The organism is Corynebacterium sp. (genome assembly GCF_030532715.1).
Classification (GTDB): Bacteria; Actinomycetota; Actinomycetes; order Mycobacteriales; family Mycobacteriaceae; genus Corynebacterium.
In genome coordinates this window covers 126063-141937 of the sequence record NZ_JAUNKO010000005.1, presented here as the reverse complement: position 1 = coordinate 141937, position 15875 = coordinate 126063, and the positions used below count along the sequence as shown (strand labels likewise).

Sequence of the window (15875 nt, the reverse complement as noted above, 5' to 3'; positions counted from 1 at the left end):
GGGGACAGTCCTTAAACTCTGGTCTAAATATCGTTGACGGCGCGGAAAATAGCTTCCGATTGAATGCGGATCACCAGGCGTTGTTGCTCCTCCACGCGCTTCATGCGCTCCTGGATCATGGCGATGGTCACGTCGTCCCCGAACGACACATGCAAAATCATGGTAAAGAAATCATCCATAATCGTTTGGGAAACGTTGTGGATATTCACATTCATATCCGCCAATTCCGTGGCCACCGCGGCGATGATCCCCGTGTGATCAAGGCCTGTCACAGTCATAATCGCAAACATAACTTCGATGCTACCTGTGGGGCTACACTGGGTTTCATGAGGAACTCCTGCACCCACACGTGCTCCTGCGGCCCCACCCCGAAAGCCTTGCTAAAAGGGCTGGTCATTGCGTACGCCAGCGCCGATATCGTAGGCAAGCTGGCGGCGTGGCATGTGCTGTACCACCGGCCGTCCAGACAGTTTCGAGGGCCAAAATGGGCATGGTTTTTGGCAACGCTTGTCAATGGCATTGGCCCGTACGCGCTGTTTAAGTACGGGCGTGTAGCGCACCGCGGCGTCGAGAAGCGGCCTTAGGACGTCACCGGCGTTAACGCCCGTTCGAACCGCTTCCGGAAGTTCAACAGCAACTGGTTATCTACCGTAAGGTCGGCGGCGCGGGCTTCATCAACGATTCGCTGATACTCTTCCGGCGGGTAGTAGCCGTTGTCGCGGTAAATCCGCAAGCGCTGCGCAAACGTCTCCACCTCCAACTCGGGGTGAAACTGCGTGGCGTACACATTGCGCCCAACGCGGTACATCTGCACCGGGCAGGCGGCGCCTTGCAGCAACACCGTCGCGTTATCCGGCAGCTCCGTGCATGCTTCGGTGTGTCCGACAATCGAGGTAAAACTGTTCGGCATGCCTTCCAACAATGGGTCTTGCGCCCCAGCCTCCGTGGCTTCGATGGTGATGCAGCCGGGGGCTTCGCCGTACGTACGGTCGACTACGCCGCCGAGGGCGAGGCCGAACAACCCAATGCCGTAACACGCGGCGAACAACGGAAAATCCTGCTTTACGACGTCGCGAATCAGCTCAGCCAACTCACGTTCCACGCGCACCTGCAGGTTACTCTTTTCAGGAGACGTTGTATTAAACGGGCCGCCGCCAATAACAATGCCCGAATATTCTTCCAATCGGATCTGGGGCAGCGGGGCCTGATCGACCCGAATATGGTGCAGCTGATCCGCCTCCAGCTCCATCATGGACAAAAAGGAGTTGTACTCTGCTTGAGACGCTTCGAGTTCTGGGCGGGTGCTAAGAAGCAAAAACGGGGCAGACATGTAGTGGGCTCCTCAAATGATCCACGCTACGGGCGAGCGAGTGTGTTACGGGTTACGTCGCGTAATGCATGGTTACAAATTGTAAACTAGCCGCAATCCTAGCAAACGCAAGTTCATGCGAAATTGTTGCGGTAAGTCACACAACGAAACCGCACCGAGCTCATTGCTTCGGTGCGGTGTCATTTTCTGGGGCGTTCTGGGGCGGGGGAGGGAAACGTTACTTCGGGGCCCGGATGGAATCCTCCACAACGTCCAGCACTTCGCTCAGGCCACGGGTTGGTGCCCCGGTGGCCAGCCGGGAGATGAACCCGTCCATCATGGTCTCGAGGTATAAATGCAACACCTCAACAGGAACGTCTGTTCGCATTCGGCCAGCGTCGGAATTGGCTTGCAGGCGTTGCTGAACGGCTTCATCAAGAACCGCCTGGTGCTCCTGCCAGCGTGCTTTGAACGCGGCGTCGGTACGCAACAGCCGAGCAATTTCCAGCCGGGTGGAAAACCATTCATAGCGGTCCGGGTGGGCGAGCATGTCGCGCATCACCTCAACCAAGCCTTCCTGAGCAACCACATCGGCCATGCGCGCCGCATCTTCGCGGGCAAGCGCTAAAAACAGGCTTTCCTTATCGCCGAAGTGGTGGAAGATGGCTCCCCGCGACTTGCGGGTCGCCTCCTCCAAACGGCGAACCGTGGCCCCTTCGTAGCCATACTCCGCAAAGCACCTCCGTGCCCCTTCGAGGATGTCCCGTCTGCGCTGAGACAGGTCAGCGTGGCTGACTCTAGGCACAGTCTTGCTCCTTCGAGGCAAAATGAGGCGACAACCGCGAGCTAGCTCTTCGCCATGTTACGCAGAACGAATTGCAAAATGCCGCCGTTGCGGTAGTAATCCGCCTCACCGGGGGTGTCAATCCGCACCACGGCGTCGAACTCGACCTTGGAGCCGTCTTCCTTGGTAGCCATCACGTGGACGGTCTTCGGGGTGACGCCCTTGTTCAGCTCTTCGATACCAACGATGTCGAAGGTTTCGGTGCCGTCCAAGCCCAAGGATTCGTGGGACTCGCCCTCGGGGAACTGCAGCGGAATCACGCCCATGCCGATGAGGTTGGAGCGGTGAATACGCTCGAAGGACTCCGTGATCACGGCCTTGACGCCGAGCAGGTTGGTGCCCTTCGCAGCCCAGTCGCGGGACGAACCGGTGCCGTACTCCTTGCCACCAAGCACAACCAGCGGAATGCCGGCTGCCTTGTAGTTTTCGCATGCGTCGAAAATAAACGCTTGCGGTGCGCCTTCTTGGGTGAAGTCGCGGGTGTAGCCACCAGCAACATCCACCAGCTGGTTTTGCAGGCGAATGTTGGCGAACGTGCCGCGCATCATTACCTCGTGGTTACCACGGCGGGAACCCAAGGAGTTGTAGTCCTGGCGGGCAACACCGTTGGCGTCCAAGTATTGCGCGGCGGGGGTGCCGGGCTTAATGGACGAGGCAGGGGAGATGTGGTCGGTGGTCACCGAGTCGCCGAGCTTGGCCAGCACGCGGGCGCCCTTGATGTCCGATACCGGCTCCGGATCCATGGTCATGCCATCGAAATACGGCGCCTTGCGGATGTACGTGGACGCATCGTCCCAATCGAAAGTCTTGCCGGTTGGGATTTGCAGCGCTTGCCACTGCGCATCGCCCTTGAACACATCGGCGTAGTCCGCCTCGTAGAGTTCGCGCGAAATCGCGGAGTTGATGGTGTCCTCGATCTCCTTGGTGGAGGGCCAAATGTCCGTGAGGAACACATCGTTGCCGTCTTGATCCTTACCAAGCGGCTGGGTGGCAAAGTCGAAGTCCATGGTGCCGGCGATAGCGTACGCGATCACCATGATCGGCGACGCCAGGTAGTTCATCTTCACATCGGGGGAGATACGGCCCTCGAAGTTACGGTTACCCGACAATACGGCGGTGGCGGTCAAATCGTGCTCGTTGATTGCCGCGGAAACCTCGTCCGGCAGCGGGCCGGAGTTGCCGATGCAGGAGGTGCAGCCGAAGCCCGCGAGATAGAAGCCCAGCGCTTCCAGATCCTTCCACAGGTCGGCGCGCTTGTAGTAGCCGTCCACTACCTGCGAACCAGGGGCGCAAATGGTCTTCACCCAGGGCTTTGCCTTCAGGCCCTTTTCCGCAGCCTTGCGGGCAATCAAACCAGCACCGACCATGACGGACGGGTTCGAGGTGTTCGTGCAGGAGGTGATGGAGGCGATGGCGACCATGCCGTGGTCAAGGGTGTATTCGCCACCCTGTGGGGACTCCACGATCACGGGGCGGGACACGCGGCCTTCCGCACTTTCGGCCGCGGACTCGCCATTGCCGGGACGGGAAGAATTGAAGTTGTGTTCGAACTTGCCCGCGAGCTTGACGGGGGCCACAGATTCGGTGTCGTTGCAGTAGTTCGGCAGGTCCTTGCGGAACTGCTCCTTCGCCTCGGACTGCAGGATGCGGTCCTGCGGGCGCTTCGGGCCAGCCAGCGACGGGACCACGGTGGACAGGTCCAGCTCGAGGTACTCGGAGTACTCCGCCTCCGGAGCGTCCTGCTCCAGCCACATGCCCTGGGCCTTGGCGTACGCCTCCACGAGGGCGATCTGCTCCTCAGGGCGGCCGGTGAGGTGCATGTACTTGGTGGTTTCCTCGTCGATCGGGAAGATCGCACAGGTGGAACCGAACTCCGGCGACATGTTGCCGATGGTGGCGCGGTTGGCCAGCGGAATGGACTTCACGCCGTTACCGTAGAACTCCACGAACTTCTGTACCACGCCGTGCTCACGCAGCATTTCAGTAATGGTGAGCACCACGTCGGTGGCGGTCACGCCGGCGGGGATTTCGCCGGTGAGCTTAAAGCCCACCACCTTCGGGATGAGCATGGATACCGGCTGGCCGAGCATGGCAGCCTCGGCTTCGATGCCACCCACACCCCAGCCCAGGATGCCCAGGCCGTTTTCCATGGTGGTGTGGGAGTCGGTGCCGATACAGGTATCCGGGTAGGCTAGGCCCTCGTTGTCGAAGACGACGCGCGCCAAGTATTCGATGTTCACCTGGTGTACGATGCCGGTTCCGGGGGGCACGACGCGGAAGTTGGAGAAGTTTTCGGCACCCCAACGCAGGAATTGGTAGCGCTCCTCATTGCGCTCGTATTCGATGTCCACGTTTTGCTTGAGGGCATCGGAGGTGCCGAAGGCTTCGACGATCACGGAGTGGTCAATAACCATCTCGGCAGGGTTGAGGGGGTTCACCTTGTCCGGGTCGCCGCCCAGCGTTTTCACTGCCTCGCGCATGGTGGCCAAGTCCACCACGCAGGGCACGCCGGTGAAGTCCTGCATGAGCACACGGGCTGGGGTGAACTGGATTTCGATAGCGGGTTCAGCGCTGGGATCCCAGTTGGCAATAGCCTCGATATGTTCGGTGGTGATGTTGGCACCGTCTTCGGTGCGCAGGAGGTTCTCGCCGAGAACCTTCAGGGAGTATGGCAGCTTCTCCATGCCAGGCACGGCGCTGAGCGCGAAATAGTCGTAAGACTTTTCGCCAACCTTCAGGGTGCTCTTGGCGTTAAAGGAGTTCTTGCTTTCAGTCACAGTGAGCTCCACTTCCTAAATTTTCAAGGGTGATAGTCGTCGACACATAAAGCACGGGCTGGGGCCGACGCATCAGACAAACGCGTGGTACGCGGTCAGAACACAGCTTAACAGTACGGGCGTTCTGTTGCTGAATTTTCGCCAGCCCGGTGTGTTCAGCACCCCCGTGTAGGTACCATCTGCTAGAGATGAAGTGCAGCTATTCGCCGCAGCGCCCGCAGTGATTACCCCCGCGGTTGGGGCGCGGTGTGTGCGGCGAGTGACACGACACGAGACGATATTGTACCCCTGAGGACGGCCATGATTCCACCTGATGTTGACCTTGACGCGCTGGCAGCGGACCTAAAGGAGGATTCCGTGGCTGTTGGGGCGCTCGGGCAGGAGTACCCCGATTTGGAGGGGTACTTGCATGAGGTTGTCCAAGAGGCGGCTGAGAATGGCCGTGGGGATTACGCCTTTGTTGTGTTGGATAAGATGCCAGAAATGCCTGCCGATATGCGGGATATTGCCCAAGAACTATTGCATCGCACTGACGCGGATACCGTGGTATTGCGGACCCCGCAGTACGGGACGATCGTGAGCTCCGAGCATTCGCGCGCAGAGATTGAGGCCGCTGAGCTGGTAATTTTCCAGGATAATGATTATGTGGCCAGCTTCCGGTGGCTCACGGAGACGCTTGGGCAGCAGCCGGTTGCGTGGGGTTGGGTGCATGTGTTGCTGCTTGTTGTGGTGGTCGCGGCGGTGGTGTTCGCCGCGTTGTCATTCCGTTCAGTCAAGTCTCAGGAACTGACTCCCGCCCGCTAGTTCTGCCACATATTCATTCGCACGTAGGCGCGACTCGCCGCAAAACCCGCAGAGTGTGACAAACCTCACATAACAAATTCATATCGACGTCTCCGCAGGCCAGCCCCGCAGCAAAACTTGGGGCTGGCTTTTCCTTATGTCTACCTCTGCATCAAAAGTATCCTCAAGTGGCAATTGTGACTTATGGTTCAAATATTGGCTCACGAGTTAAGTTTCGCACTTCTGGTACCAACTGTAACAGTGGTAGCTCGTGAGCATGTTCGAGCCGCGTCGTGAAGGAGAGCCTGTGAACCGTCGCTTCCACAATGTTGCGACCAAGATCGTTGCCACCGCGATCTGCGCCTCAGGTTTGACACTGAGCGCCCCCGTAGCGGCCCAGCCCACGAACCCGGATGATGCGGCGATCGCCGAGGCGGACCGCGAGGTAAACGCAAACACTGGTGAAGTATCCAAGCTGGTTACCTCCATTTCGGAAACGGACGCCGAGGTAAACCGGCTGGAAAACGAAATGGGTGGCCTCCGCGAGGCCGTGAACAAGGCAGTGGTAGACCTGCACGATGCGCAAAACGCTGCGGAAACCGCACGGCAGGAATCGCGCCAGGCGCGCGATCGGTTGCAGGGTACTCAGGACGACATTACGGCTGCGCAAGCGGTGCTCGACGAGATTTCCCGCGCAGCATATCGCCGCGGCGCGTCCGCCCCTGGTGTTGCGGGCGCGGCGGGGAACACGACCACCGACGATGCACTCGACAGGCAAACCTACTTACGAACAAGTGCGGAGAAGCAGCGGAAGGCAATCGAGCGTCTCGAGCAATTGCGCACCCAAGCTGCCAACGAGGAATCGACGCTGCGGCGCGCCCGTCAAAACGCCGAGCAGCGGGAGGCGGAAGCGCAACAGGCCCGTGATCTAGCCGAACAAAATATCGCACGCAACACCAGCTTGTTGCAGGCGAAACATCAGGAGCGAGCCGGGCTGATTGCCGCACGTACGGACGCAGAACGCCGGCTTGCGATCGCCCGCGCAAACGTGGATGAATTGGGCCGCCAGCGCGCCGAGTATCAGGAGTTCCTCAAAGCGGAGGAAGAGCGTAAGGCCGCGGCGGAACGTGCGGAGGCTGCACGCCGGGAGGCGGAGGTCCAAGCGGAAGAACAGCGACGTCGAGAAGCTGAGGCGAAGCAAGCCCAAGAGCAGGCGGATGCGACGCAGGCGGCGGCCGACCGGGAAGCGGCCCAGCAGCGCGCGCAGGATGCCGCTGCGGCGGCCGCGGAAGCGAAACAACGTGCCGAGGAGGAAAACGCACAAGCTATCGACGCCGAGGCCCTCCAGCAAGCGGCCCTCGCAGCCGCAGCGCTGGCGGCGGAAGCGCTCATACAGGCGAACACCCCGCAGCACCAAACTTTAGACAATCCGTATCCGACGACCGAGGATGCAGACGACACGCTCACCTTCGCGTCTGAAACCGACGGCACCTATCAAACGCTGAGCCAGCAAGCGAGCGCCGGAATCTCCGGTTCCCGGGAAGAAAAAATCGAACTGGTGATCAGCCGCGGATTGGCGCAAGTGGGCACACCCTATGCGTGGGGCGGCGGCGACGCCAGTGGACCCACCCAAGGTATCCGCGACGGCGGCGTGGCGGATTCGCACGGGGATTTCAATAAAGTCGGTTTCGACTGCTCCGGGCTCGTGGTGTACGCCTTCGCCGGCGCCGGAATATCGTTGCCGCACTATACCGGCTACCAGTACTCCCACGGCACGAAGATCGACCCCAGTTCCATGCAGCGCGGTGATCTTATTTTCTACGGCCCGAATGCGGAGCACCACGTGGCCATCTATCTTGGCGACGGCACCATGCTCGAGGCGCCGCAATCCGGCTCCGCGGTGCAGGTTTCGCCCGTACGGTGGTCTGGGATGAGCCCGTATGCGGTTCGCCTGATCTAGTGCACTCAGGGTAATCTTTGCCGCATGAGTAGTGCTACGTACGATGCTCTGGTCCTCCTCTCATTCGGAGGGCCGGAAGGTCACGCGGACGTTCGACCGTTTTTGGAAAACGTCACTCGCGGTCGCGGCATCCCCCCGGAACGCCTCGACGAGGTGGAGGTTCATTACCACCATTTCGGTGGCGTGAGCCCGCTGAACGAGCTGAACCGTGAGATCATGAGCAACGTCGAGCAGGAACTGCGCGCTCACCAATTGCCGCTCAAGATGTATTTTGCCAACCGTAACTGGCATCCCATGGCGGAGGACACGGCGATACGAATGGCGGAAGACGGGGTGCGTAACGCACTTGTGTTCGCCACTTCCGCTTGGGCGGGGTACTCCGGCTGCCGCCAATACGATGAGGATATCGTGCGCATGCGGGAAGCCGTCGCAGCGGCCGGGCTGGCGGAAATTACGTTTACCAAACTGCGGCACTTTTACGATCATCCGCTGTATATCCAGGCAATGACTGAAGCCGTCCTGGAATCCCGCGCCAAGTTGCCCGCTTGGGCGCGCGGCGAGGCACGCTTAGTGTTTACGGCACACTCTATTCCAATGGTTGCGGACCTCGCCTCCGGCATCCAGGAGAACCTGTACTCCCGGCAGGTGCAGGAAGCCTCCAAACTGGTGGCCGAAGCGGCGGGATATCGCGAATGGGATGTGGTGTGGCAATCGCGCTCTGGGGACCCGCGCGTGCCGTGGCTGGAGCCGGACATCGTGGACCACATTACGCAGGTGCACAAGCAGGGGGTGCGCGCCGCCATTGTGTGCCCCATCGGTTTTGTTTCTGACCACATCGAGGTGGTGTGGGACCTAGACTCGGAGCTTGCCGATGAGGCGAAACTTCTCAGCATGCCAATCGAACGCACCCGGACCGCCGGCCCCACCCGTGAATTCGCCCGTATGGTCGTGGAACTCGTCCGCGAACACACGAACGGTGTGCCTGCCCGCAGGCTGGGGGAGGAACCGGCGCGCGGCTGCACCGTCAATGGCGCCCCCTGCGCCCCAGATTGTTGCGTGTCCGCCCGGCCCGGCGCGCTCCCTAGGCGCGCGAAAATTCACTAATCGCGTAGTCCACGCCGGCGATGCGGGCGTGCCGAATATGCCGCCACAACCCAATGAGCTGCGGATCAAAGCGGTGGTCGCGGTAGCGTTCGTGCACCGCTTCCACGATGGCGGCGACACTATCTGCCCGCGCAAACAGTTTCTCTGCGCGTTGCGGGGTGCAAGCCGGCAGGCCGGGCACGTCGTAGTGGTCCCCTAATGAACGCACCAGCTGTCGCGGGTTGCTGTTGCCCGCCGCGATCGGCGCGTCGGTGCGCGAAATGATCTCAGCGGCGGCGCGGGTGGCTTCCATAAGCGCTCGTTCCGCCTCGCCGGGGGAGCAATACGGTACCGAGACTGGTCCGCTGTGTTCCCGCCAATTCCATGCGCTAGCCACGCCGTTGGTGTCCGTGATGGGGGAAAGCACAACTCGCCCGACTAACAGAGCGGCGCCTTCGGCGAGGCCGGTAGGCTCGCCGGGGCCGGAAAGCGCGAGCCGCAGCGCAGGTTCCCCACGCGGCGCCACCGCGCGAATTTCGCGCAGTAATTCGATATCCATAGCGGCGCCGAACAGTTCGACAAAGGCGCCGGTAAGGTCGTCGAAAGCGACGCGACCATGAAGCCAACCGCCAAGCCAAACGGCGGCGTGTTGCAGCGGCGAGTATACGGGGGTCCGAAAATCCATAGCTGGTTCAGTATAGGCTGTGTGACCATGAGAGATCCCTACGCAGGCGATATTTTCGCCGGTCATTCCCGCAACGCCCGCCCAGAATACCCGCACGTTCCGGCGCAGCCCGGGCTGGTGGTGGAGGTGAAAGCCACCGGGTATGTGGGCGCCGTGACCGGTTTCGAACGTACCTATGACGGGGATTTCGTCCGCCTCGAGGATCGCCGCGGCAACGAACACTTGTTTAAATTGCGCCCTGGGGCGTTTCTTATCGACGGCCGCCCCGTCACCCTCACCAGATACGTCGCCCCCCAAGCGCCCCAGCGCTCTAACTCCGGTTCGAAACGAGTGGCCAATGTGCAGGCGAAGGTGGCGGCCCCATCGCGCATCTGGGTGGAGGGCGTCCACGACGCCGCCATCGTTGAGAAAGTCTGGGGCCATGACTTGCGCGTTGAGGGCGTGGTGGTGGAGTATTTGGAAGGTTTGGATAATCTGCCGGAGCGTCTCGCGGAGTTCCAGCCCGGGGTGGGGCGGCGAGTTGGTGTGCTCGCCGATCACCTGGTCACCGGCTCAAAGGAGACCCGCCTGACCGCCAGCGTGGGGCCGCACGTGCTGGTGACGGGCCACCCGTTTATTGATATTTGGGCTGCGGTGAAACCAGAGCGGTTGGGCATGCGCGCCTGGCCCGAAGTGCCTCGCGGGGAGGATTGGAAAACCGGGGTGTGCCAGCGGCTCGGCTGGTCGGATCCGAAGGAAGGTTGGAACCGTGTTTACAACGCGGTTGGTTCATTCCGTGACCTTGACGCCACACTCATTGGTGCGGTGGAACGCCTGGTCGATTTTGTGACCGTGCCGGAGCTCGATAAGTCCGACCTGATGTAACCGGACAGAACCGGATCAGATCAGGCTCGTTCCAGCATGTGTACTGCGAGCTCCCAGCCTGCGGTTTCGGCCTGCCACCCAGCCGCCTGCAAACGCTGCGACATGGCCTGTTTGGAAATGCCCAGCTCGCGGGCGGCCTCGTTTTGGTTCAACCCGGATCGCATAAGCGCGGTGGCCTCCCGCCCTTCGGGGGAGCGTTTGGCCAGCACATGGCCCAATAAGGTGAATACTGCGGCGACGTCGGTGGCGCGTGCCGCGGCTTCGCCGCCGCGGGCGTCGATACGCACTTTGACGGTGCCGGAGCGCGCGTGCTTACCTAGGGCGGCGCCGGCAATATCTTTGGCGCGTTCGGCGCGTGCGCTAATGCCGATGCCTACGGCCCAATCCCCAGCGGCCAACAATGCCATGGTGGTGTCGGTGGCGGCCTGCGCGGACGCAATCACCGCGCAAATGTCCTCCACGCCCAAAAGTTCGAACTCGCCGACGCCTTCGAGCGTGGACAAGGCTGCGGCGGAGCGGCGCACCAAGTCAGCGCGCCGGACTTCCCGGCCGCGGTACCGAGCATGAATAGCAAACACAACAATCCTTTATGAGTAGATGCTTAGAATCTACCTTGGGTGCTTGATGTTTTGCACAGGCAAGCGGGCATCGAGGGTTAACCCCGCCACGCCGAGAGCACACAACAACAGGGTAATTATCAGCACTTTCGGATCAGCGTCGCCTGTCAGCGCCGCGCCAAACACCACCGTGGCGATCGTGCCCGGCGCGGAACCAATCGCGGTGGCCGCGGAAAAGGGCAGGAGCTTGACGGAGGTCAAGGCTGCAACATAGTTCAGCACCGAAAACGGTACGGCGGCGATCATACGCAGCGACAACACGGCAAGCCAACCGCGTTCCCGCAGGCGGGCGTCGATACCCGCCACGGCGGGGTGGGTGAGCCGGGGCCGCATCCAATCGCCCAGCAGCCGGCGAACAATAGTTAAGGAAAGCGCCGCGGAAATCGTCGTGGCGGCTAGGGCAACCCCAATGCCCAACCCAGCGCCAAAGAACACGCCGGCGCTGAGCGTGAAAATGGTACGGGGGATAGGTAATTGCGTCACCCCCACATAGAGGCAGAAAAAGAGTACGGGAAACCACGGCCCCGCCTGTTCTGACCATGCGCGCAGGAGCGGCAAATCAATATCTGTCACGGTAACAATCACCAGCAACGCTACCGCTGCGCATCCAAAACCTATTTTCTTCCACGCAGGCCAGGCACTGATGGCAGTGTAGGCGTCCCGGGCCACGCCGCGGAGGAAATCCCAAAGCATATCGTCTAGCGTAGTCTGTCCCAACACCGCCAAAGAACACACAATCGGGCATTGTTTCTGTTGCTTCGCCCCGTTTTGGGCGTAACAGGCCCGCTCACAACGTATCCCGCGTTACACTGAGACACAGATTGTGAGCCCTTGTCGCACGGGGCGGGCAATTGACTGTTTATTTTCAGACACATAACCGAAGGGGAGCACTGTGACCAACACGCAGTCCAGCGCGCCGGTACCCTTGCCTGAGGATTTTGAGGCACGCCAACAAGCTTGGTACAAGTCCGTGGCAGGGGTATTTGCACGCACTCAGAAAAAGGATGTGGCTGACATCCCGTTGGACGTGTGGAAGAAGCTGATCCGCACGAACTATGACGGTATTGATGTCAATCCGCTGTACACACGCGCCGACGAGGCGGGGGAGAACGTCGTGCCGGGCGCTTTCCCGTTTGTGCGCGGTACAACTGCCGAGCGCTACGGCTGGGGCGTGACCGAAACTTTTGGCGGTTCTTCCGCGGAGCAGGCGAATAAGGACATTCTGCACGCACTGAACAACGGCACCACGGATTTGGTGCTGGACTTCACCGAAGGCTTGACCGCCGCCGACCTTCCCGCCGTGCTGCGCGACGTACTGCTTGACCTAGCGCCGGTGCACTTGCGGGCGGGCTCGAAGCTCCCCGAAGTTGCGGCTGCACTGTACCAGCGTATCGACGCCGCGGGTGTCACCCCGACCGTCACCCTCGGCGCCACCCCGCTGACCTCGAGCGTTGATGGCAGCGAGACGGTCTCGCTGGCGCAGGCCGTAGAACTTGCTGTCGCCGCGCCAGCTGGCGTCCGCGCCATCACGGTGGATGCGGTGTCGTTTTCCAACCAGGGTGCAACCGACGCCCAGGAAATCGGCTTCGCGCTGGCCGCAGGCGTGGAGTACCTGCGGGCACTCACCGACGCCGGGATGAGTGTTGCGGACGCGCTGGGCCAGGTGGCGTTCCGCTTTGCCACCAACGACGACCAGTTCTCCCAGATTGCTAAGTTCCGCGCCGCCCGCGAATTGTGGGCGCGCGTGGCAGAAGTATTGGGTGCACCGGATGCGGGTGCCGCCCCGCAATATGCGGTCACCGCGCCCGTGATGTTCAGCCAGCGCGACCCATGGGTCAACATGTTGCGCGTCACCGTCGCCGCGTTCGCCGCCGGCGTGGGTGGGGCCACCGCCGTGGAGGTACTCCCGTTCGATTACGCCGTGCCGGGCGGATTGCCGAACACTTCCCGCGCGTTCGCGCACCGTATCGCCCGCAACACTAACCTGTTGCTGTTGGAGGAATCGCACTTAGGTCATGTCATTGACCCGGCAGGCGGCTCCTACTTTGTGGAGGACTTCACCGACAAGCTCGCCGACAAGGCGTGGGCCGTATTCACCGAGGTGGAAGCCAAGGGCGGGTTGACCGCCGCAGCGGACTTTGTCCGGGAAACCTTGGATGCGGCGCACGAGGCCACGCGCGTGGATATCGCGCACCGCCGCAAGCAACTCACCGGTATTAACGAGTTCCCGAACCTGCTGGAGCGTCCGCTGTCGGCCGAATTGCGCGTGGAGCCCGCCGGGGTGCGCCGTTGGGCCGCTGAATTCGAGGCGCTGCGTGATCGTTCGGACGCCTTCCTTGAGGCTCAGGGCGCTCGCCCGCAGGCAGTGCTGATCCCGCTGGGGCCGCTGGCCAAGCACAACATCCGCACCGGTTTTGCCACCAACCTGTTGGCATCCGGCGGCATTGAGGCGCTCAACCCTGGCCAGGTGGTACCGGGCACGGAGGAGTTCACCGCCGCCGCGAAATCTGCCCCCATTGCGGTGATCTGCGGCACCGACCCCGAGTACGGGGAGTCCGGCGCGGACGCGTTGGCTGCCTTGCGGGACGCCGGGGTGGGTACCGTGCTGGTTGCTGGTGCTTCGAGCGCGCTCGAAGGCGCCGACGGTTATCTGAACATGAAGATCGACGCCGCAAAGACCCTGTCTGAGCTGCTGACCACGTTGGGAGCGTAGGAGCGATGACCACCATCCCGAATTTTGCAGACGTCGAGCGCACTGTTGCAACCGACGCACAGCCCGTGGCTGCCGAAGAGCAGATCTGGGCCACCCCCGAAGGCATCGACGTTAAACGCGTGTTTACGCGCGCGGATCGTGACGCCGCCGCGGAAGGCACCGATGAGCGTCCGCCGCACCCGCTGGATTCATTCCCGGGTATGCCGCCGTTTATGCGCGGGCCGTACCCCACGATGTACACCAACCAGCCGTGGACCATCCGCCAGTACGCTGGTTTCTCCACCGCCGCCGAGTCCAATGCTTTCTACCGCCGCAACCTTGCGGCCGGCCAGAAGGGCTTGTCGGTGGCGTTCGACTTGGCCACCCACCGCGGTTACGACTCCGACAACGAGCGCGTCGTCGGTGACGTCGGCATGGCAGGCGTGGCCATCGACTCCATCCTGGACATGCGCCAGCTTTTCGAGGGCATTGACTTGGGCAGTGTGTCCGTGTCCATGACCATGAACGGCGCGGTGCTGCCCGTGCTGGCGCTGTACATTGTTGCGGCTGAGGAACAAGGCGTGACGCCGGACCGGCTTGCGGGCACCATTCAGAATGACATTCTGAAGGAGTTCATGGTCCGCAACACCTATATCTATCCACCGAAGCCGTCCATGCGCATCATCTCGAATATCTTTGAGTACACCTCGTTGATGATGCCGCGCTTTAACTCCATTTCGATCTCCGGGTACCACATCCAGGAGGCCGGCGCGACCGCTGACCTGGAGTTGGCGTACACGCTTGCGGACGGCGTGGAGTACATCCGCGCGGGCATGGACGTGGGCTTGGACGTGGACAAGTTCGCCCCTCGCTTGTCGTTCTTCTGGGGTATTTCCATGTACACGTTTATGGAGATTGCCAAGATGCGCGCCGGCCGCCTCCTGTGGAGTGAGCTGGTGGCAAAGTTTGGCAATAAGAGCCCGAAGTCGCAGTCACTGCGCACGCACTCCCAGACCTCCGGTTGGTCCCTGACCGCCCAAGACGTGTTTAACAACGTGCCGCGTACCTGCATCGAGGCCATGGCCGCCACGCAGGGCCACACCCAGTCGCTGCACACGAACGCCCTCGACGAGGCGTTGGCACTACCCACCGACTTCTCCGCACGAATTGCGCGTAACACGCAGCTGTTGTTGCAGCAAGAATCCGGCACAGTGCGCCCGGTGGATCCGTGGGCGGGCTCGTACTATATCGAGTGGTTGACCAATGAGCTGGCTAACCGCGCTCGCGCCCACATCGAGGAAGTCGAGGCAGCTGGCGGCATGGCCCAGGCCACGGTGGAGGGTATTCCGAAGCTGCGCATTGAGGAATCCGCCGCCCGCACCCAGGCCCGTATTGATTCGGGCCGCCAGGCGCTCATTGGCGTGAACAAGTACATCGTCGCCGAAGACGAGCAGATCGAAGTGCTGAAGGTGGACAACACCAAGGTGCGCGCCGAGCAGTTGGAGAAGCTGGAACGCTTGCGCGCCGAACGCGACGAGGAAGCGTGCCAGGCCGCCCTCGACGCCCTGACTGAGGCAGCCCGCCGCGAAGACAAGGAGGCAGGGGACCTGTCCCAAAATCTGCTGAAGCTGTCCGTGGACGCGGCCCGTGCGAAGGCCACCGTCGGCGAAATCTCCTACGCGCTTGAAAAGGTGTTCGGCCGCCACGAGGCTGAGATCCGCACCCTGTCCGGCGTGTATAAGGACGAGGTTGGGAAGGAAGGCACCGTGTCCAACGTGCAGAAGGCGATCGCCATGGCGGATGCTTTCGAGGCTGAGGAAGGTCGCCGCCCCCGCATCTTCATTGCAAAGATGGGCCAGGACGGTCACGACCGCGGCCAGAAGGTCGTCGCCTCCGCCTACGCTGACTTGGGCATGGACGTCGACGTCGGACCGTTGTTCCAAACCCCCGCCGAGGCCGCGCGTTCCGCGGTGGATGCCGACGTCCACGTGGTCGGCGTTTCCTCCCTCGCTGCCGGTCACCTCACCTTGGTGCCCGCCCTGAAGGAGGAGCTGAAGAAGCTGGGGCGTGAGGATATTCTGATCGTGGTCGGTGGCGTGATCCCGCCCGGCGACTTCCAGGAACTCTACGATTTCGGCGCTGCGGCGATTTACCCGCCCGGCACGGTGATCGCGGATTCTGCGATTGATATGCTCACGAAGCTAGCCGCAAACCTGGGCTTTGACCTGCCCATTCCTGAGGATTAACCAGAAGTTGTGAGG

General features: G+C 61.6%; 14 protein-coding genes. 7 read left to right on the top strand and 7 right to left on the bottom strand.

Annotated elements, in window-relative coordinates:
• Nucleotides 1-23: 23 nt before the first annotated feature.
• A complete protein-coding gene (locus Q4D83_RS09190) occupies nt 24-290 on the bottom strand; it encodes an ACT domain-containing protein (RefSeq protein WP_303174922.1) in 267 nt (88 codons plus the stop codon).
• A 36-nt stretch (nt 291-326) separates the two neighbouring features.
• On the opposite strand from Q4D83_RS09190, the gene Q4D83_RS09185 reads away from it, so the two are divergent.
• Nucleotides 327-584, top strand: a complete 258-nt coding sequence (locus tag Q4D83_RS09185; RefSeq protein ID WP_303174920.1) for a hypothetical protein — start codon at nt 327-329, stop codon at nt 582-584.
• Here the strand turns inward: Q4D83_RS09185 and Q4D83_RS09180 are convergent.
• From Q4D83_RS09180 to acnA, 3 genes are all read right to left on the bottom strand, one after another.
• Entirely contained in the window at nt 581-1330 is a 750-nt protein-coding gene (locus Q4D83_RS09180) for a glutamine amidotransferase (protein ID WP_303174918.1), read from the bottom strand. The two genes, Q4D83_RS09185 and Q4D83_RS09180, sit on opposite strands and share 4 nt — an antisense overlap.
• Nucleotides 1331-1547: 217 nt before the next feature.
• A complete protein-coding gene (locus Q4D83_RS09175) occupies nt 1548-2114 on the bottom strand; it encodes a TetR/AcrR family transcriptional regulator (RefSeq protein WP_303174916.1) in 567 nt (188 codons plus the stop codon).
• 41 nt (nt 2115-2155) lie between these two features.
• Complete coding sequence (acnA, locus tag Q4D83_RS09170; protein WP_303174915.1) at nt 2156-4930, bottom strand: aconitate hydratase AcnA; 2775 nt, start codon at nt 4928-4930, stop codon at nt 2156-2158.
• 300 nt (nt 4931-5230) lie between these two features.
• On the opposite strand from acnA, the gene Q4D83_RS09165 reads away from it, so the two are divergent.
• The 3 genes from Q4D83_RS09165 to Q4D83_RS09155 all read left to right on the top strand — a co-directional run bounded on the left by Q4D83_RS09165 (nt 5231) and on the right by Q4D83_RS09155 (nt 8777).
• Nucleotides 5231-5734 (top strand): DUF6676 family protein, encoded by a 504-nt coding sequence (locus Q4D83_RS09165; RefSeq protein ID WP_303174913.1) that lies wholly within the window; start codon nt 5231-5233, stop codon nt 5732-5734.
• Between the two features lie 286 nt (nt 5735-6020).
• Nucleotides 6021-7673, top strand: a complete 1653-nt coding sequence (locus Q4D83_RS09160; protein ID WP_303174911.1) for a DIP1281 family NlpC/P60 protein — start codon at nt 6021-6023, stop codon at nt 7671-7673.
• Between the two features lie 24 nt (nt 7674-7697).
• A complete protein-coding gene (locus tag Q4D83_RS09155; RefSeq protein ID WP_303174910.1) occupies nt 7698-8777 on the top strand; it encodes a ferrochelatase in 1080 nt (359 codons plus the stop codon).
• On the opposite strand, the gene Q4D83_RS09150 is transcribed toward Q4D83_RS09155, so the two are convergent.
• Nucleotides 8755-9441, bottom strand: coding sequence for a hypothetical protein (locus Q4D83_RS09150; RefSeq protein WP_303174908.1), 687 nt, complete (start codon nt 9439-9441; stop codon nt 8755-8757). The two genes, Q4D83_RS09155 and Q4D83_RS09150, sit on opposite strands and share 23 nt — an antisense overlap.
• Before the next feature lie 21 nt (nt 9442-9462).
• On the opposite strand from Q4D83_RS09150, the gene Q4D83_RS09145 reads away from it, so the two are divergent.
• A complete protein-coding gene (locus Q4D83_RS09145; RefSeq protein WP_303174906.1) occupies nt 9463-10305 on the top strand; it encodes a DUF3097 domain-containing protein in 843 nt (280 codons plus the stop codon).
• 20 nt (nt 10306-10325) lie between these two features.
• Here Q4D83_RS09145 and Q4D83_RS09140 read toward each other — a convergent pair whose 3' ends face one another.
• Both Q4D83_RS09140 and Q4D83_RS09135 read right to left on the bottom strand, forming a co-directional pair.
• Nucleotides 10326-10883 (bottom strand): MarR family transcriptional regulator, encoded by a 558-nt coding sequence (locus Q4D83_RS09140; RefSeq protein WP_303174904.1) that lies wholly within the window; start codon nt 10881-10883, stop codon nt 10326-10328.
• A 30-nt stretch (nt 10884-10913) separates the two neighbouring features.
• A complete protein-coding gene (locus Q4D83_RS09135; protein ID WP_303174903.1) occupies nt 10914-11615 on the bottom strand; it encodes a TVP38/TMEM64 family protein in 702 nt (233 codons plus the stop codon).
• A 199-nt stretch (nt 11616-11814) separates the two neighbouring features.
• On the opposite strand from Q4D83_RS09135, the gene Q4D83_RS09130 reads away from it, so the two are divergent.
• Nucleotides 11815-13635: a methylmalonyl-CoA mutase family protein gene (locus Q4D83_RS09130; RefSeq protein WP_303174901.1), complete on the top strand. Its 1821-nt coding sequence runs from the start codon at nt 11815-11817 to the stop codon at nt 13633-13635.
• Between the two features lie 5 nt (nt 13636-13640).
• A complete protein-coding gene (scpA, locus tag Q4D83_RS09125; RefSeq protein WP_303174898.1) occupies nt 13641-15860 on the top strand; it encodes a methylmalonyl-CoA mutase in 2220 nt (739 codons plus the stop codon).
• Nucleotides 15861-15875: the final 15 nt, after the last annotated feature.